The 19,131-nt window shown below is 64.1% G+C and carries 14 protein-coding genes and 1 tRNA gene; 12 read left to right on the plus strand and 3 right to left on the minus strand.

Annotated features, from left to right (window positions below; translation table 11 throughout):
- Positions 1-111 precede the first annotated feature (111 nt).
- Both C1H69_RS08860 and C1H69_RS08865 read right to left on the minus strand, forming a co-directional pair.
- Positions 112-1,725, minus strand: a complete 1,614-nt coding sequence (locus C1H69_RS08860) for an ABC transporter substrate-binding protein (protein WP_102653046.1) — start codon at positions 1,723-1,725, stop codon at positions 112-114.
- Positions 1,726-1,778: 53 nt separating this feature from the next.
- On the minus strand, positions 1,779-3,287 hold the full coding sequence (locus C1H69_RS08865; RefSeq protein ID WP_102653047.1) for a M81 family metallopeptidase: 1,509 nt from the start codon (positions 3,285-3,287) through the stop codon (positions 1,779-1,781).
- A gap of 166 nt (positions 3,288-3,453) precedes the next feature.
- Here C1H69_RS08865 and C1H69_RS08870 point away from each other — a divergent pair, with 166 nt between their 5' ends.
- The 9 genes from C1H69_RS08870 (at position 3,454) to C1H69_RS23550 (ending at position 14,169) form a co-directional block, all read left to right on the plus strand.
- Complete coding sequence (locus C1H69_RS08870; protein ID WP_102653048.1) at positions 3,454-4,263, plus strand: IclR family transcriptional regulator; 810 nt, start codon at positions 3,454-3,456, stop codon at positions 4,261-4,263.
- A gap of 104 nt (positions 4,264-4,367) precedes the next feature.
- A complete protein-coding gene (locus C1H69_RS23800) occupies positions 4,368-4,769 on the plus strand; it encodes a hypothetical protein (protein WP_205738441.1) in 402 nt (133 codons plus the stop codon).
- A 247-nt stretch (positions 4,770-5,016) separates the two neighbouring features.
- A complete protein-coding gene (gene fdnG / locus C1H69_RS08885) occupies positions 5,017-8,010 on the plus strand; it encodes a formate dehydrogenase-N subunit alpha (protein ID WP_240609889.1) in 2,994 nt (997 codons plus the stop codon).
- 12 nt (positions 8,011-8,022) lie between these two features.
- A complete protein-coding gene (fdxH, locus tag C1H69_RS08890) occupies positions 8,023-8,943 on the plus strand; it encodes a formate dehydrogenase subunit beta (RefSeq protein ID WP_102653051.1) in 921 nt (306 codons plus the stop codon).
- The gene (locus C1H69_RS08895) at positions 8,940-9,641 is read left to right on the plus strand and encodes a formate dehydrogenase subunit gamma (protein WP_102653052.1); all 702 of its coding nucleotides are present in this window, start codon (positions 8,940-8,942) and stop codon (positions 9,639-9,641) included. Before fdxH ends, C1H69_RS08895 begins: the two co-directional genes overlap by 4 nt.
- A 1-nt stretch (position 9,642) precedes the next feature.
- The gene (gene fdhE / locus C1H69_RS08900; RefSeq protein WP_205738442.1) at positions 9,643-10,575 is read left to right on the plus strand and encodes a formate dehydrogenase accessory protein FdhE; all 933 of its coding nucleotides are present in this window, start codon (positions 9,643-9,645) and stop codon (positions 10,573-10,575) included.
- 82 nt (positions 10,576-10,657) lie between these two features.
- Positions 10,658-12,124 (plus strand): L-seryl-tRNA(Sec) selenium transferase, encoded by a 1,467-nt coding sequence (gene selA, locus C1H69_RS08905; RefSeq protein WP_102653053.1) that lies wholly within the window; start codon positions 10,658-10,660, stop codon positions 12,122-12,124.
- Positions 12,121-14,049: a selenocysteine-specific translation elongation factor gene (selB, locus tag C1H69_RS08910; RefSeq protein WP_102653054.1), complete on the plus strand. Its 1,929-nt coding sequence runs from the start codon at positions 12,121-12,123 to the stop codon at positions 14,047-14,049. The genes selA and selB overlap by 4 nt, the downstream gene beginning before the upstream one ends.
- 24 nt (positions 14,050-14,073) lie before the next feature.
- A tRNA-Sec gene (locus tag C1H69_RS23550) sits at positions 14,074-14,169 on the plus strand.
- A gap of 53 nt (positions 14,170-14,222) precedes the next feature.
- Here the strand turns inward: C1H69_RS23550 and C1H69_RS08920 are convergent.
- A complete protein-coding gene (locus C1H69_RS08920) occupies positions 14,223-16,952 on the minus strand; it encodes an AsmA family protein (protein WP_102653055.1) in 2,730 nt (909 codons plus the stop codon).
- Positions 16,953-17,367: 415 nt separating this feature from the next.
- Between C1H69_RS08920 and C1H69_RS08925 the strand changes: the two genes are divergently transcribed.
- From C1H69_RS08925 to C1H69_RS08930, 3 genes are all read left to right on the plus strand, one after another.
- Positions 17,368-18,369, plus strand: a complete 1,002-nt coding sequence (locus C1H69_RS08925) for a sugar kinase (protein ID WP_102653056.1) — start codon at positions 17,368-17,370, stop codon at positions 18,367-18,369.
- Between the two features lie 86 nt (positions 18,370-18,455).
- Entirely contained in the window at positions 18,456-18,593 is a 138-nt protein-coding gene (locus C1H69_RS23555) for a hypothetical protein (protein WP_165789448.1), read from the plus strand.
- A 293-nt stretch (positions 18,594-18,886) separates the two neighbouring features.
- Positions 18,887-19,129 carry a DUF1127 domain-containing protein gene (locus C1H69_RS08930; RefSeq protein WP_102653057.1) on the plus strand — a complete coding sequence of 81 codons (243 nt, stop codon included), beginning with the start codon at positions 18,887-18,889 and terminating at the stop codon, positions 19,127-19,129.
- The last annotated feature ends 2 nt before the right edge of the window (positions 19,130-19,131 follow it).

Raw genomic sequence — 19,131 nt, forward strand, 5'->3', positions numbered from 1 at the left:
CTGCCCTTGCGCTGACTGGTTGCGCATAAGAGGGAATCGACGCAATGTTTCACCGCTGCCAGGAGAGCGAGGGTGGGCCGCTAATGAAAGCAGCCCACCGTGACACAGGCGTCAGTCACGCTTTTCCATATTCCAGAACACCGGTACCGGTGAAGGAATCATTCCTTCGATAGTGTTCCGCAACGCCTGGGGCATGTTGTACTGACCGAGCGGCACGTAGATCACCTCATCGAGGGCGTAGGCCTGGAGCTTTCGGGCGACGTCGAGCTGCTCGTCCTCGGTACTGGCGGCAATGTAATCGGCTCGCAACTGCTCGAGGTCGTCATCTTCGGGCCAGCCAAACCAGCCCTCATCGCCGCGCCCATTCAGCATCACATTGATCAGGGGGTCATTGATCTCGGGTATCTGCCAGTTGGTGAAAAAGATATTCCACCCCCCTTCACCCGGGGCGTCCATGCTGGCACGGCGGTTGACCAGCGTCTGCCAGTCCATGGCCTGCATGTCCACCTCGAAGCCAGCGTTGCGCAGTGCCTGCGCCGCTACCACGGGCTGATTGACGAGGCTGGCCACATCCGTCGGCTGCATCAGCACGATGGGCGTTCCGTCGTAGCCGGCCTCCTCCAGTCGTGCCCTCGCGCCCTCCTGATCACCACCGGCAAGCAGGCTTTCTGCACCGGATTCATCCTCGTACGGAGTGCCGCAACCAAAGATGGCACCGCACAATTCGTAGTACTCCGGGTCTCCCATCATGGTGGCCAGAATATCCTCCTGGCTCAGCGCCATGAGAGCGGCCTGCCGGATACGCTTGTCATCGAAGGGCGGGTGCTTGAAGTTCATGCGGCCCATCGTCTGGTAGCCCAGGGGATCACGCAGCTCGACCGTGACGTCGGGGTTGGCCTCCAGGATGGGCAGCAGGTCGACCTGGACCTGTTCCAGGTAGTCGATCTCACCGGAATTGAGCGCATTGATCGCCGTTTGCGAGTCCGGCATGGTCGTCCAGATCACCCGGTCGACGTTGACAACCTTGCCGCCGGCCATCCAACTGGCCGCTTCATCGCGGGGTTCGTAATCCTCGAAGCGTTCATAAGTGACGCTTTGGCCAGGGTCATACTCGTCTTCGACAAAAACGAAGGGGCCCGAACCGATATGCTCATCGATATTGCTGTCTGGTGAGGTTCCTGCGATACGGGCGGGCATGATGAAGGGTGGAACGGCGGCCTGCTTGGCCAGCGTGTTGATCAACGGCTCGAAAGGTTCGGACAGGGTCCAGACAATCGTATCGTCGTCGCTCGCTTCCAGGCTGTCCGTGACATCGAAGATCAGTTGACCGCCCGCGTCCCTGTTGCCCCAACGCTCCAACGATGCCACGACATCCTCGGCCGTTACCGGCTCGCCATCATGAAACAGCAGCCCATCGCGAAGCGTAAAGGTATAAACGAGCGCATCCTCCGAGACCTCCCAGTCCGCCATCTGCGGTTGGGCCTCGAAGTTCTCGTCCTGCGCGATCAGCACGTCATAGATCATGTAGCCATGATTGCGCGTGATATGGGCGGTGGTGGTTATCGGGTCCAGCACCCGTAGGCTGGAATGCATCACCGCCGTTATGGTGGTTTCCTCGGCCGTTGCCGCCATCGGGATGGACATTGCCGCTGCAGCAACGGCTGCCACAATGCCACCGCGTTGTACTGTCCTGAGACCGATCGACTTTCGTTCACGTTGTAACATGATGGTCCTCTTGTCTCGTCAGGTTGAGGTTCCCAACAACACGCGTCGAGCCGTCATTGCGTACCGTAGGTTTCCCCAAGTGGAAATAGCCGCATGCCTGGCGCAAGCCGGCGCCAGGGCAGGTCGGCGGGGCTGAAAGCCATCGGCCCGGGGGCAGTGCAGATGAGAATGGCGGATGCGATCGGCGCAAAGTCGGCGCGAAAGTGAGTCGAGCTCTTGACCACCAGAAGGCTGGCCTCTTCAGGAGAGATCCCGACAAAACGAAACATCTCACGGTCGGCCATTTGCGCCTTGCGGCTGGTGACAACGATGCGCACACCCCCCACTCGCAGACAGGCCGAAGGGCCCAGGTCGAGCCTTGCTCCGCCATAGAAAGGTCCCGGAGCCGTGAGCTTGCCATCCGCGAGGGTTTCCACGGTGACGCGCAGCGTGTAGGGGGCGTCGTCCGGCACCCCCGATTGCCCCCCAAGGGAAAGGAATATCTCAGCTCCCTCCCCCGCCTGGTGCGCTTGCGCCGCAGCGTGGGGATCAACCATCAGGCCAATGGCCGCCTCCTCGGCGCCAACCGCGACCAGTGCACGCAACATCCCCGTCGTGTTCGAATCGCCACCGGCCCCTGGATTGTCCTGCGTGTCGGCCAATACCACAGGGCCGGAGACGCCTTCCCTGACGAGACGCATGGCTTCGGCCACACCAGATTCGGCATCGTAGACCGGGCCCACGAAGGCGCCCTCCGCCTGCTCGTAGGCCCGGACAACTCGTTCGACTGCGGTTTGGGCAGCATCCGCCGTACCGGCGTAGGCGATTGCCACTGGGCCACAGTCTGGAAAATCCGCCGCAGGAAACCCCATGAATAGCGAGGTACTGACCACATCGTCCCGCTCCAGCTCCGCCACGAGCCTGTAGAGGCCGGCGCCGGGTTCCAGATCGGTACTCTGCCAGGAAATGGGCACCAGATAGGGAAGTCGCCGGTAGGCTTTGGCGATCGGCCGCCGGCTCTGCATCATACGGGTCAGAGCCTGGGCGGCGCGGCTGCCGGTTTCAGCCATATCGACGTGGGGGTAGGTACGAAAACCGACCAGGATATCCGCCAGCTCTACCATGCGGGCGGTTATGTTGCCGTGCAGATCAAGGCTGGCGGCGATGGGCACGTCCGGCCCCACGACATCACGCACCCTCGACAACAGCTCTCCTTCCCCATCGTCGAGATGCTCACATACCATGGCGCCATGGAGATCCAGGAAAACGCCATCCAGCGTGCCGGCTTCTCGCAGCCGCTCTATGATTTCCCCGGAAATGCGCTCGAAAGCCTCTCTGGTGACATGAGCCGAGGGAATGGCGCCAGTCCATAGCAGCGGTGCCATATCCCAGCCAGCCTCCTGGCCATGATCGACCGCCCCCGAAATGCCCAGATTGATGCCTCTGCAGTTTTCCAATAGCGCGGGACCACGTGCCAGGGGCATGTAGCCGCCCCCCTGCACGAAATCCGCATACTCTGCCTTGCTGGGCCCGAACGTATTGGTTTCGTGAAGGAAACCTCCCAGCGCTACCCGATAGGCCATCGTTGTTGTTCTCCGCTCAGAGCAGCGAAAAAGCCGCTTTGATATCGGTGGAGGTCTCTCAACGACACGGACTGTATCGCTAGACAATGCAGCCGCATTGAGACAACCTTCCAATCCAAGCTAGTTGCACCGCTAGCGGTTTGCAAACCTCAGGGGAACAGCGTGAATGCGAAACATCTTGAGATCCGAGCCCGGCGAGCGCCGTATTACCGATGAGCATCGCGACGACCCGCTATTCATTCAATCGATCGCACGCGCCATGCAGGTGCTTTCGGCCTTCCACCGGGCGGACAGCGCACTCAGTCTGTCAGAAATCGCCAAGGCGGCGAACGTCGACCGCAGCGCGGCACAGCGCATCGTCCATACACTTCGCCAGATGGGGTATCTCCGGCGTAACGGTGCTGGCAACGGCTTTCTGCCCGATATCCGGATGCTCGACCACACACTGGACTATCTCTGCCTGAACCCTATCGTGCGGCATGCCACTCCGGTCCTGCTGGAGCTGCGACGCAATGCTCAGGAACGCGTGGACCTGAGCCTCTTCGACGACCTGCGCGTGGTTTATGCCGCACGAATGCAAAGCAAGCGGGAAACCTTCTACGCCACGCTGGTGGGACACAGCGTGCCGACGTTCTGCAGTTCTGGCGGGCGGGCCATCCTTGCCAGTCTCGATGATGCAGAGGCCGAGGACATCATTGCGCGATCGAATCGGCGTCGTGTGACGCCCAGGACGATCACTGACCCGGCTGCCATCATGCTCAAGGTACAGGAGGCAAGAGACCAGGGTTTCGCGCTGGCAAAAGAGGAGATACTGGTAGGAGAAATCGCACTCGGCGTCGCCATTTCAGGGCCGGACGGGCGGCCTTGCGGTGCCATCCATATTGCTGGCTCACTGAGCGAGTGGAAGGAAGCGGATTTTCGAGACCGTTTCGCTCCCCTCGCCGCCGAAGCCGCCCGCGCCGTGTCCCGATTCTAGCCGCTCAGAATGCGTTATCAATCCTTGTTGGACGAACTGGCATGTCAAGGCAGGCAGGCTACGCTGATCGGTAGGATCATCGATAGCGCTTCCTGGAGTCGACCATGGAACGGTACGCGACACTGCTGCTCACCTCTCTTCTCCTCTTCGGCACTCTGGCAGCCAGCGCAACCGAGCCTGCCGGCCGGGTCGACGAGGCTCAGACGGTGCCATCCTCCGAAACCGGCGAGCACCAGGAAGAGATCTCGACGGGTGCTGCCGGCACCACCAGCGGCATCACGGGTTCGGACATGGACCAGGAGGACCAGACCACCGGGGGCGGCCAAAGCCGTGGGGACGAGCTGTTTCAGACCGAGGCGGCCGCCACGGACTCCGGCCCCGCCTATGAAACGGAATCACCCGAACGGGAGTCGCCCGAACTACCGGACGAACCGCTGGGCGCCGACTTGTCTGGCCATCAGGAAGATGGAGAAACGCAGGCCAGCACGGAAGAGTCTCCGGACTAACCCACGACTCGCCACTGTCATGGGGGCAAATCCCAAGCCTGCGACAACCCCTGCTTACAAATCTAAACATGGGGCTGTCGTTCAGGTTAGCGAGACTCGCTACGCTTTACCTAGCGACCCCTGTTTGTCGGCACCTTCGGACAGGCAGCATGAACCCAGGCAGGAGGCCATCATGACCCTAAGGGTAACGCGAAGACAGTTCTTCAAGCTCGGTGCGGCGGGGATGGCAACATCCAGCATGGCCATGATGGGCTTCGCACCCGAACCCACGGTGGCTTCGATCCGCCACTTCAAGCTCACCGGCGCCAAGATCACCCGCAGCAACTGCACCTACTGTTCGGTGGGGTGCGGGGTATTGATCTACAGCCGCGGCGATGCCGCCATCAATAACATCGATGACATCTACCATATCGAGGGGGACCCGGATCACCCGGTCAGCCGCGGCTCGCTGTGTCCCAAGGGCTCCGGGCTCCTCGACTACATCCGCAGCGAATCGCGCCTGAGATATCCCATGGTTCGCGAGCCCGGCTCCGACGAGTGGCAGCGCATCACCTGGGACGATGCCCTGTCGCGTATCGCCCGCCACATGAAGGATGACCGGGACGCCAACTTCGTCACCGAGAATCAGGCGGGCCATACGGTCAATCACTGGACCACGACCGGGTTCCTGGCGGCTTCCGCCTCGAGCAACGAGACGGCCTATCTGACCCACAAGATGGTGCGCAGCCTCGGCATGGTGGCTTTCGACAACCAGGCACGCGTCTGACACGGACCGACGGTGGCAGGTCTTGCCCCAACATTCGGTCGCGGTGCCATGACCAACCACTGGGTCGATATCCGCAACGCCGATCTGATCCTTGCCATGGGCGGCAATCCCGCCGAGGCACACCCCGTCGGTTTCCGCTGGGTCATGGAGGCGAAGGAGAAGAACGACGCCCGCCTGGTCGTGGTGGATCCTCGTTTCACACGCACGGCGGCGGTGGCGGACTACTTTGCCGAAATCCGCACCGGTACGGATATCGCCTTCCTGGGCGGCCTGGTCAACTACCTGATCGAAACCGACCGGATCCATCATGACTACGTCCGGGAATATACCGATGCCAGCCTGATCGTGGGAGAAGCGTTCGGCTTCGAGGACGGTCTCTTCACCGGCTACGACGAAACAGAGGGAAAATACGAAACCGACAGCTGGAACTACGACTACGACGACGAGGGGAACGCCCTGCGTGACCCCACGCTGCAGCATCCCCGTTGCGTCTTCCAGCTGATGCGCGAGCACTATAGCCGCTATACCCTGGACGTGGTGTCCTCGGTGTGCGGAACGCCAAGGGACAAGCTCCAGCGGGTCTGGGAGATGGCCGGCGAGACGGCCGTGCCCGGACGAACCATGACCATACTGTACGCCCTGGGCTGGACACAGCACTCCATCGGCTCGCAGATCATTCGTACCGCGGCCATCATCCAACTGCTGCTGGGCAACATGGGAATGCGCGGCGGCGGCGTCAATGCCCTGCGCGGCCACTCCAACATCCAGGGCCTGACGGATCTGGGGCTGCTCTCCGACCAGTTGCCCGGCTATCTGACCCTGCCGGACGATGACGAGCAGGCGTACGACGACTATATCCTGGAGCGGGCCCGCCCACCGCTGGTGCCGGACGAGGTCTCCTACTGGCGCCATTACGAACGTTTCCATGTCAGCCTGATGAAGGCGTGGTACGGCAATTCGGCGACCGCAGAGAACGACTGGTGCTACGACTGGCTGCCCAAGCTCAGTGAAAAACTCTACGACATCCTGCACACCTTCGAGCGGATGAGCCACGGCGAGATCACCGGCTACTTCTGCCAGGGTTTCAACCCCCTTGCCGCATTCCCGCACAAGGCCAAGGTCACCGCCTCGCTATCACGGCTGAAGTACCTGGTGGTCATCGATCCGCTGCGTACCGAAACCGCCGAGTTCTGGAAGAACCACGGCGAATACAATGATGTCGACCCCGCCGGGATCGGTACCGAGGTGTTCCGGCTGCCGACCAGCAGCTTCGCCGAGGAGGACGGCTCCATCGTCAACAGCTCCCGCTGGCTGCAGTGGTTCTGGCGAGCGGCACCGCCACCGGGCGAGGCGCGCCCCGACACGGCGATCCTGGCCGGGATCTTCCTGCGCTTGCAGCGCCTGTATCGCGAGGAGGGTGGCGCCTTCCCCGATCCGGTTCTCAATCTGCACTGGCCCTACCGCCATCCGGAAGAGCCGAGCCCCGAGGAGCTGGCACGGGAATACAACGGGTGGGCGCTCGAGGATATCGTTGACGAGGAACGCAACGTCATCTGCCGGGCCGGCGAGCAGGTCGAGGATTACGGCATGCTTCGGGCCGATGGCGGCACCGCCTGCGGCTGCTGGATCTTCGCCGGATGCTGGACCGAGGACGGCAACCAGATGGCGCGTCGTGACAATTCCGACCCCTACGGTACCGGTCAGACCCTGGGCTGGGCCTGGTCCTGGCCGGTCAACCGCCGAATCCTCTACAACCGGGCGAGCGCGCGCCCCGACGGCACCCCCTGGGCCGAGAACAAGGCCGTCGTCTGGTGGAACGGCCAGCGCTGGGTGGGCACGGACGTGCCCGACTTTCCCGTGGACTCCGACCCCACGGCCCAACTGGGGCCGTTCCTGATGAACCAGACCGGGCGAGGCCAGCTCTTCGCCAGGGACCGGCTGGCGGAAGGCCCCTTCCCCGAGCACTACGAGCCGTTCGAGACGCCCATCGCCAGCAATCCGCTGCACCCCCACAACCCGCTGGCCAAGCACAACCCGGGCGCTCGGGTGTTCGAGCAGGACAGGGAGAATTTCGGCACCTTCGAGGAGTTTCCCCATGCCGCGACGAGCTACCGCCTGACCGAGCACTTTCACTACTGGACGATGCACAACCGGTTGAACGCCATCGCCCAGCCCGAGAAGTTCGTCGAGATCGGTGAAAGCCTGGCGAACGAGCTTGGCATCGAGAAGGGGGATCGGGTGCGGGTCAGCTCCAAGCGCGGGCACATCGACGCCGTGGCGGTGGTGACCAAGCGTATTCGCCCCTTGCAGGTCGCGGGGCAGACGGTCCACCAGGTGGGCATTCCTCTTCACTGGGGCTTCCTGGGCGAGACGAAAAAATCGCACCTGACCAACACCCTCACGCCATCCGTGGGCGACGCCAACACCCAGACACCGGAGTACAAGTCGTTCCTGGTACGGGTCGACAAGCTCTAAGGAGAAGGCGAGATGAGAGGCGGCCAGATCAATCTGCAGGACATCATTGCCCGCTCGGCGACGACCGTGCCCTCGCCCCAGGTGCGTGACGGCGGCATCGACCCGGTAACCAAGCTGATCGACGTGTCACGCTGCATCGGCTGCAAGGCGTGCCAGGTGGCCTGCTCCGAATGGAACGACCTGCGCGACGACGTGGGCGAATGCGTCGGGGTCTACGACAACCCGCTGGATCTCACGCCGGACTCCTTCCAGGTGATGCGGTTCAACGAATACGAGAACGAGCAGGGCAACCTGGAGTGGCTGATCCGCAAGGACAACTGCATGCACTGTGCCGAACCGGGCTGCCTCGAAGCGTGTCCGGCACCCGGCGCCATCGTGCAGTACGCCAACGGCATCGTCGATTTCAATTCGGAACACTGCATCGGATGCGGCTACTGCGTGGCGGGCTGCCCCTTCGACATCCCGCGTATATCGAAGAAGGACTCCAAGGCCTACAAATGCACGCTCTGCTCCGACCGTGTCTTCCACGGCCTGGAGCCCGCCTGCGTCAAGTCCTGTCCCACCGGCTCGATCATGTTCGGCACCAAGGAGGACATGCTGGACCTGGCCGAGACACGGACGAACTTTCTCAAGAGCCGAGGCTATGAGAACGCCGGCATCTACGACCCCGAAGGGGTCGGCGGCACCCATGTCGTCTACGTGCTGCAGCACGCCGACAAGCCGGAGATCTACAACGACCTGCCGAAGGATCCGCGTATCAGTCCGATGGTCGATGCCTGGAAGGGCGTGACCAAGCCGCTGATGTCGGCGGCGGTCGGCCTCGCCGCGCTGACCGGTTTCTTCCATTACGTCACCGCCGGCCCCAAGGAGATCTCCGCGGAGGATGAAGAGGCAGTGCGCGCCGACGAGTCGAGCGAGGAGGAACGACAATGAGCCATCCCGGACGGGAGGAAGGCCTGCTTCGCTATGGCGGGTGGACACGTCTCAACCACTGGCTGGTCGCCATCAGCTTCGTGCTGCTGGTGCTCAGCGGACTGCCCTTCTTTCATCCCTTCTTCTGGTCGTTGACCGCCCTGTTCGGTGGGCCGACGATGACACGTATCGTGCATCCCTTCATCGGGGTGTTCATGACGCTGGTCTTCTTCATCATGGCCATCGCCTTCTTCAAGGAGAGCCTGGTCAAGCGCCACGATATCCAGTGGCTCAAACAGATCCGGGACGTACTGACCAACCGGGACGAGCGCCTGCCCCCGGTGGGCAAGAACAACGCCGGGCAGAAGATGGTGTACTGGATCATGCTGCTCTGCGTGCCACTGCTGCTGGTTTCGGGGATCGTCATCTGGCAGCCCTACTTCGCCGACGCCATGCCGATCACGATTCGACGCCTGGGTGCGCTGACCCATGCCTACGTGGCATTCCTGGCCATCATCACCCTGATCATCCACATCTATTCGGGAATCTGGGTGAAGGGGTCGTTCCAGGCCATGATCCGTGGCCGGGTCAGCAAGGCGTGGGCGAAGCATCACCATGATCTCTGGTACGAGGAAGAGATGGCGAAAGAGCGAAGGAGCCGGGAGATCCGGCGGGAAAGCCGGAAACCCCACCCACCGCAATCCCGAGGAACCGAATAACGTGAACCATGCATACGGCAACGCTCCGATGGGTGTCATGGACCCACCCGCCGTGGTGCTCCCCGACCCGGGGCACTTCGCCGTCCGGGCGCAGCGCCTGCATGCCCTGTCCGAACGCATCGAGCCGCTGGGGGCTTTCCTGGCCTTCATGGCGCAGCTCTCCCGGGCACAGCAGGTGGTGCTGGAACGCCATCAACCGCAATGGCTGCCCGAACCCGATGCCTTTGCGCTGGCCCTGAAGCACGGCATGCCACCGCTGGGCGTCGAGGCGCTGCGAGGCGACGTCGATTTCCACACCGAATTCGCCGCCCTCCTCGATGCGCTCGATCTCGCCATCGGCGAGGCGCAGCGACCGCTGCTGGCCGAGCTGCGCAAGATGCCTCGCAGCGGGATCGACCAGTTGGCGACCCGGGTGTTGACCGGAGACGCAGGCCTTCCGTCGCAGCGGGGGCTGATGCCATTGGTGGCGGCCGGCCTGCAGGTGGCCTGGCTGCGACTCGCACTGCGCCTGCCCGCTCCACCGCAGCGTCCGCCACCCGAGGCACGCGCGATCTGTCCATGCTGCGGCTCACTGCCGGTCGCCAGCGTGATCCAGATCGACCAGATACGCAGCGGCGTACGCTATCTGCAGTGCGGGCTTTGCGCCACCCAGTGGTACCTGGAACGAGCCAAGTGCAGCGTATGCGACCAGACCGGCAAGCTCGACTACCTGAGCCTGGAGGACGAAACCGGAGAACCCTTGCTCCCGGTGCAGGCCGAAACCTGCGGTGACTGCCACACTTACCTGAAGATAGTGCCGCGGGAATTCGATGCCCAGGCCGAGCCCCTTGCCGACGACCTGGCCAGCCTGGCGCTGGACCTGCTGCTGGCCGAGAAGGGGGAGTACCGGCGCAGCGGCTACAACCCGTTTTTGTGGGTCGGGAACGAGGGATGACCCGCCCCGGGACTGGTCGCACTTGGACGCAGGCCGGTCCACGTGCTATGCCATAGGGGTGTTTCAAACCTTCGGCACGGACATGACGACGACAACGGACGTTAGACGCAGCCTGCCCGCGGTCGATGCGCTACTGGCGCATCCCGCCCTGCAACAGGCCCAGTCGCGGCATGGCAAACGCCTGATACGGCGTGCCGTTCGCCAGACTCTCGACAAGGAACGGGCCTGTCTGGCACGCGATGCGGGAAATTCCCGGCTCCCCACCGCTGCGCCCGAGACGGCGATGACCATCGATGCCCTGGCAGAAAAGAGCCTGGCCCGTCTCTCGCAGCTGGCGCGCCCCCATGGCCGGGCGGTCTTCAACCTGACCGGCACGGTGATCCACACCAACCTGGGGCGCTCAACGCTTGCCGAAACGGCCATCGAGGCCATGACCCAGGCGGCACGCCACCCCATGGCGCTGGAATACGACCTGGAGAGCGGTGGCCGGGGCGACCGCGATCGCCTGGTCGAGGAGCTGCTCTGCGAGCTGACCGGGGCCGAGGCCGCCACGGTGGTCAACAATAACGCCGGCGCCGTACTGCTGGCCCTGGGCGCCCTCGGTGCCGGCCGCGAGGCGGTGATCTCCCGCGGCGAGCTGATCGAGATCGGCGGTGCCTTCCGCATGCCGGATATCATGCAGGCGGCGGGTTGTCGCCTGCATGAGGTCGGCGCCACCAACCGCACCCATGCGCGGGACTTCGAGGCCGCCATGAACGAGGCGACCGGGCTGATCGTCAAGGCGCACACCTCCAACTACGCCATTACCGGCTTCACCAAGAGCGTGCCCGAGCCTGTCCTGGCCGAGATCGCCCATGATCATGACGTGCCCTTCATGGTCGATCTGGGCAGCGGGGCATTGACCGACCTTGCGGCCTTCGGTCTGCCCTACGAAGCCCAGCCCAGGGACGCCATCGCCGCCGGTGCCGATGTCGTCACCTTCAGCGGCGACAAGCTGCTGGGTGGCCCCCAGGCCGGGATCATCGTCGGCAAGCGTGAGCTGGTCGCCAACATCAAGCGCCACCCGCTGAAGCGTGCGCTACGCCTGGACAAGCTGACCCTCACCGCCCTGGAGGCGACGCTACGCCTCTACCGCGACAGCGACACGCCACAGCGGGAGATACCCACCCTGGCGCTGCTGACACGCTCGGAAGCGTCCATCGCCGAGACCGGCGAGCGGCTTCTTGCGGCCACCCAGGCGCTGCTCGATGGCATGGAAGTGACGCTGGAACCCTGCATGAGCCAGCTCGGCAGCGGTTCGCTACCCGTCGACCGGCTGCCCAGCCGGGCGCTGGTCTGGCGCCCGCTGAGCGAGAACCGCCGTGCTCGCGCCCCCCTCCTCAAGCGCCTCGAGGGAGCGTTTCGACAGCTGCCCCGTCCGGTCATCGGTCGCCTCAGGGATGGCGCGCTACACCTGGACCTGCGCTGCCTTGCCGGCGCGGAAGAGGAGGCCGCCTTCATCGACCAGCTCGCGATACTGAAGGAATGCTTTGCCAGGGAGGGGGGATGATCGTCGGTACCGCCGGCCACGTGGACCATGGCAAGACCGCCCTGATACGGCAACTCACCGGGATCGATACCGATCGCCTGAAGGAGGAGCAGGCCCGCGGGCTCACCATCGAGGCAGGCTTCGCCTATCCCGAGGTCGAACCGGGCATCGAACTCGGCTTCGTCGATGTGCCGGGGCACGAGACGTTCATCCACAACATGCTGGCTGGCAGCGCGGGCATCGATACGGTGCTGTTGGTAGTGGCCGCCGACGATGGGGTGATGCCCCAGACGGTCGAACACGTGCAGATACTTCAACTGCTGGGGCTGACCCGTGGCATGGTGGCACTGACCAAGTGCGACCTGGTGGATGCGGCGCGGCGTGGGGAAGCGAGCCGTGAGATCGAGGCCCTGCTGGCCGACACGCCGTTCTCCGGCGCGGTGATCCATGCCCTGTCGAGCCGAACGGGCGAGGGTGTGCCGGCACTGCGCGATGCGCTGTGGACACAGGCCGCCGGGCAGCGTGCCAGGCCTGTCTGGGGTGCGTTTCGCCTCGCCGTCGACCGGGTCTTTACCAAGGCCGGCGCCGGCCTGGTCGTGACCGGTACGGCACTTGCCGGCCGCGTCGCCCTGGGCGACGAGGTGCGCCTGCTGCCGTCCGGACGCAAGGCGCGGGTGCGCGACCTGCGCCGGCAGAACCGCGAAAGCAACCAGGCCCATCAGGGCGACCGGGTGGCGCTCAACCTGGCCGGGTCCGGCATGGAGCGCGGCGTCATCAAGCGCGGCGACTGGGTGGTCGCCGAGACGCTGGACACGCCAGAGCGGCAGCGTCTCGACATCGACCTGCAACTGCTCGATAGCGCTCCGGCACTCAAGCATTGGTCGCCGGTGCATATACACCTGGGCGTGGCCCATCTCACCGGCCGCGTCGCGCTGCTCGAGGGACAGCGCCTGGCGCCGGGCAAACGCATGCTGGGCCAGCTGGTGCTCGACAGCCCGGTGCATGCCTGCCTGGGAGACCGCTTCGTGATCCGCGACCACGGCGGCCATGTCACCCTGGGCGGTGGCGTGGTGCTCGATGGCGACCCTCCGCGACGCGGCCAGCGCGCACCCAAACGTCTGGCCTGGCTGTCGGCGCTTGCCGATGTCGTGGCGGCAGGCCTCCCCTATGACCTGCAGCGGTCGCTCCAGGCGGCACTGGAACTCAGGCCCGACGGGCTGGACCTGGACGCCATGGCGCGCAATGCCAATACCGATCGGGCGGCCCTGGCGTCACTCGTCGAGGCGTTGTCTGGGCGTGTCGTGATGGCCCAGGGCGGGTCCAGGGCCTTTTCGCATCATGCCATCGAGTCGCTGGAGCGGCGCATCATCGAGACCGTCGCCGCCAATCACGAACGGGAGCCTTCGATGCCGGGTACCGAGCGCGAGCGGCTTGGCCGCCAGGTCATGCCCGACTTGCCCGGCACCTTCTTCCGACCGCTTGTGGATGGATTGCTGGATAGCGGCCAACTGGAGCGCCAGGGAGCGTTCGTCTCGCTGCCGGGACACCGTGCGACGCTCGACGAGGCCGATGAGGCCCTGTGGCAACGACTCGAGCCGCTCATCGCGGCGACGCCCTTTCACCCACCGAGGGTGCGTGACATGGCGGCCAGCGAAGGCATGGACGAGGAGCGCATTCGCCAGGTGCTGACCGCCTGTGCCCGCCTGGGCTGGCTCTACCAGGTCCGCAGGGATCATTTCTATCTCGCCCCGGCGGTACGTGAATTGGCGGGAATCGCCCGGGAATTGGCAGAGACGCATGGTGCCGTGCGCGGCGCCGAATTTCGCGACCGCATCGGCACCGGACGCAAACTGGCCATTCACCTTCTCGAATTCTTTGATAGGCTGGGGTTCACGCGGCGGGTGCGGGACGATCGTATCGTCCTCCGCGCCGACCTGTGGGACTAGCAAGAATGCAGCATATCGACTCATGGAAGAGGATCGACCCCCGGTGGGGCGGCCAGATTTCAAATCTGGCAGGGGCTGCCAGCGGTCCCTGGTGGGTTCGACTCCCACGCTCTTCCGCCATGCGCCTCATCCCGTCATTGTCTGGTCATCGCTCGCCGACGTTTCGCACACACCTAGTCTTCAAATTCAGCCAGCGCCTGCTCACAACCCATCCCCACCTCTTCACCTCCCCCCAGCTCCACCCAGGGCAGGATCGCGGTGGGGGGTGCGATAAGCGCACCGACAAGGGACACCACGCCGCGGACCATCAGCTCGGTCGTGATGACGTTCACTTCCGGCTCCCGCAGCGGCCCTTCCAGCTCCACCGGAGAGTTGCCGGTAAAGAACGTCACATCCTTGTTGTGCCCTTCGAACGCCAGCTCCAGCACTTCATGATCCAGGTCGATATGACCCTCGCCCGTAAAGTGGGCGATCTCGGTCGCCATGAAGAACTGATCCAGCGTCGCCAGGCCATTTTCCACCACGAAATGGACGTAGCTGCACTGGAGCTCGACCTGATCCTCACCCGTCAGGGCAGCGATCATGGCATTGGCGACGTTCAAGGGGAGCAGTTCGGCTGCGATGATGTCGAGCCAACCCTGGGACATGGCCAGCTCCAGTTCGCCAGCGAGCCCGGCCATCACCTCGTCCATCGAGCGACCGCGGTAGCGGAACTGGCCACGCCCCCCGATCATGCCAAGGGTATCCTCGGCCACCTCGGGCAGGTTGGCCTCCTGGAGCAGAGCCTTCAGGTTCACCTGGTCAAGGGCCAGGCTCAGGTCGCCTTCGAGTGCTTCCTGACGTGCGTCCATGACCCAGGAAGCGCTCACCTGGCCACCACCGAGCCCCACCTGCAGCGGCTCCACGGTCATCACGCCCTGTTCCAGCGTCATTTGCAGGCTCACATCGGTGAACGGCACGTGGCGCGCTTCCACGTTCTCCGCGCGGTAATCGAGCACGATGTCGGTACCACGCAGGGCTTCCAGGTCCCAGGGACGGTCGGGAAAGAGCCGCTGTCGGCGCTCGTCCTCCTCGGCCCACTGCTGCTGCTCGGGCGACACCGGCCCGTCATCGGTATCGGGGGCGATCCCCAGCATGGGAAGCAGGTCGTCGGCTTCCAGCACTTGCGTGGTCAGGGTCGCCCAGATCGTGGGTCGTTCGCCCAGGGCGATACGCACGTCGCCCTCCACGTCACTCTCGCCGAAGCGCCCCTGCAGCCCGTTCAGATCGAGCAGGTCATCGCTGAAGCTCAGATGGCTGCGGAGCTCATAGGGCGGCAATTCGGGCAGGTTCAGGCCGGTCAGGTCGGTGAGATCCGCCGGGTTGGGGCCCTCGAGGCGAAAATCGCCTTCCACCGCGTCGAGCTCGAGCGGCTGGACGATACTTCCGTCGAGATGCAGATGCGTGTCACCGGAACTCAGCGAGCCTGATACCGGGTAGGGAGTGTCGGGGCTGGCCAGGTCGAGCAGAGGGCCTACCACCAGGTCGAACGCAAAGGGCTCCTCCTCATGGGTCCCGTCGCCCACCAGGTGGACGCCGATCCGATCGGTTCCCGCGATGTCGCTGGAGTCCGCACGCAGGGAAAGGGCCAGCCCCCAGTGGGGAGCCCGATAGTCGAGTGCGGTATCGTCGACTACCAGCCCACCATCCACGATCCGCGTATTGAGACGACCCGCGAGCATGCCCAGTTCACCGACACCCAGCGGTGCCAGGGCGGCCGTGAGGTCAACCGAATCGAACTCCGCTGACACGTCCGCCGCCAGCCGCTGCTCCCGTACGTCGATGATGCCCTGCACATCCAGTCCGCCACTGGGCTCGCCATTGACATGCTGGGTCGCCCGAAGTCGATCCATGTCGAGACGGCCCTCCTCGAGACTGCCTTTCAGGGCCAGGTCGTGCAGGCTCTGATCGGCGTAGTGCAGGCGATCGATGGCAACGTCCAGGCGGGCCTCGTAGGCTTCCAGCACCTCCCATACGTCAACCAGCCGTTGCTCCCAGGCTTCCAGGGGATTCGTCCCGGCAGGCCCCGCCCCGGTGCCATTGCGCTCGTCCAGCAAGCCCCAGCGATTCAGGTCCAGTTCATCGGCGTCGAGCTGGACCTCGATACGCGGCACCTCTCTGCCGAGATCCACCATCGCCGCGCCGCTTACCCGGCTGTCGCCGATCCGGCCTTCCAGGTTATCGACGGCGCCTCGCCACTCCTCGGCCTGGTATAGCACCTCGGCCCGGAAGGCCAGCGAATCGTCGCGGATACGGCCCTCGCCGCTAACCTCCAGGTGCAATTCATCGACATCGCCGGGTGTCTCGAACTCGATGTCGAGCAAAGCCTCCAGGGCCACGTCACGGTAAACCAGCCGCCCCTGCCCGATGGCGAAGGACCGGGGCCAGAAGGCCATGTCCCCCTCGGCCTCGTCGTCCATCACGTCATCCCAGCTGGTCGTGCCGTCTTCGCGACGCGCCAGGTGAATGACGGGCCGCTCCGCCGCAACACGCTCAAGCTCTATCTCACCCTGAAGCAGGGCGATGGGATTCAAGGTAATGGCGAGCTCATCCACTCGCACCATGTCATCGTCATCGGCCCAGTCAGCGTTGCCGATGCGCAACGCATTGAGCCGCACCGTCACCGGCAAGCCCCAGGCAATATCCAGCTCGCCTATCTCGACCTCGCGGCCATCGAGCTGCCGGCCGGCCTGATCTTCCAGCCAGGCCCGGAACCAGGGCGACTCGAGGAACCAGGCCAGTGCCAGCACCACCAGCAGCACGCCGACGAGCGCCATACCCGTTAGTCGAACCGTCTTTGACACGTTACCGTCCTTGGTCGGCAGGCCGTCGGGGCTGCCTTCCGACTCGCTACCGATCAGCATCGTCGCTATCCATGAAGCCTAGCCCAGAAACCATCGCAAGCCATTGCTCGAATGGACGAACCGATCTATCGTGGGAACGATCCCACGATAGATCGGTTTCGCCACATGCCCCCTGTCGCTGCTCGTCCCACCATCCTTGAGGTAGCCCGTCAGGCCAACGCTTCCAGACGAATGTTTCCCGTTACGTCGTCGATGAGCGTAAACGGCTTGCGCCGGGGCTCCAGACAGATCAATCCCTCCGGAAACCCCGTTCGTGAACGGCAGGCTCTCCTCGACCAAGGCCTGTCCGCCGGCACATGCCGACCCTGATAGCGCGGGGCCCGCCCCAGCACCAGCTGGGTGATGCATAACAGCCAACGGCTTATTCACCCGGGACGGTATCGTTCCCATCTTCAGTCAACACGAGGTCGCCAGCATGTTCGACACCCACACCCCAACCAAGCCGCCCGACATTCTCGCCTTTGGCGAGGCCATGGCCATGTTCGTGGCCGATGACCTGGGGGAGCTGGCCGAGGTGGAGCTGTTCCATCGTCGCATTGCCGGCGCCGATACCAACGTGGCCATCGGCCTGGCACGGCTGGGTTTCCATGTCGGCTGGTTGAGCCGGGTCGGCGACGACAGTTTCGGCGTCTTCATCCGCCGTATGCTGGAAGCCGAGGGGGTCGACTGCCGACACCTGCATGTCGACACGGCGCATTCCACCGGGCTGATGTTCAAGGAGAGGGCACCGGGCGGCAGCGACCCTCGCGTCGAGTATTTCCGCCGCGGCAGTGCCGCCAGCCATATGACACCCGACGATATCGGCAAGGTCGACTTCACTGCACTTCGCCACCTACACGCCACGGGTATACCACCGGCCCTCTCGGACAGTGCCAGAGCACTTTCCCGGCAGGCACTGCGCGAGGCCCGGGCCAACGGCACCACCATTTCCTTCGACCCCAACCTGCGCCCCAGCCTATGGCAGAGCGAGGCCGACATGCGCGACACCCTGAATGAACTTGCAGGACACGCCGACTGGATCTTGCCGGGCCTGACCGAAGGCAGGCTGCTGACCGGCCATGAGACGCCTCATGACATTGCCGGCTTTTACCTCGACCGAGGCGCCAGCGCGGTGATCATCAAACTCGGCCCGGAAGGCAGCTACTATCGTGGCGTCCTGGGCGGCCGGGAGGAGAGCTTTACCGTGGCGGGGTTTCAGGTAACCGACGTGATCGATACCGTAGGGGCCGGAGATGGCTTCGCCGTGGGCGTGGTCAGCGCCTTGCTCGATGGCCGTTCGCCTCGCGAAGCCGTACGCCGCGGCAACCTGATCGGTGCCCAGGCGGTACAGGTGGTTGGCGACATGGAAGGATTGCCGAGCCGCCAGCGCCTGGTGTCTCTGGAAGCCGAACTGCCGCCGCTACTGCCGAGCAGCTAAGGCGCACCTCGAGCAGGTGTTCAAGCTATGCGGCCAGCATGCCTGGCTAGATCATTGCCCTGATCGCCCTTGGCCGGAAGGTCAACATGATGATCCCCGAAAAAGCCGGGCAACTCTCGCTTTCCCAGTTCGAGAATTCCGAGTTCTACGACCCGTTGACCCGTGCCCGCCGCGAGGCCTCGACGCGGCTCCAGGCAAGGGCTATCGCTGAGGGCCTGCCTTGAACCGCTTGACGCTTGATCAGCGATTGGTTAAAAGAAAAAGGTCGTTCGTTCCAGCGAACGGCACCCAATCCATCAGACATGGTGCCTCTCATGCGCTGGCAAACCCGCGTCAACCGTCCGAGCAAGCTACATCGCATTGCCAACAATGCGATGCGAGCCTGCCGTTGCCGCGTGCCAATCCGACACTGAGAATTTCCTGGCCGCGGCATGTGTCGCGGCCATGTGATTACCCCGCTTTTTCGGTCATCTCCTGTTCGCGCTGCATCCCGGCCTCCACTCGAGGAGACCGAGAAATGGCTGTTTCAAATAGTATCAAGACCCTGATTCGCGCCCTGCGCGCCCGTCTGATCAAGCGTCGTCAAGACGCCGCGTTAAGGGAGTGCGACCCGCGCATGCTCAAGGACATGGGCCTGCGCTGGGAGCGCGGCACTCTGGTTGCGATCAACCCCGAGCACGAGCCGCAGGCTCGTCGTCACAAGGCCATCACCCGCGACGCACATGAGACCTGTCCCCACTGCGGGAGCAGACTGACGTAGCC

The organism is Billgrantia endophytica, from assembly GCF_002879615.1.
GTDB classification, from domain to species: Bacteria; Pseudomonadota; Gammaproteobacteria; order Pseudomonadales; family Halomonadaceae; genus Halomonas; species Halomonas endophytica.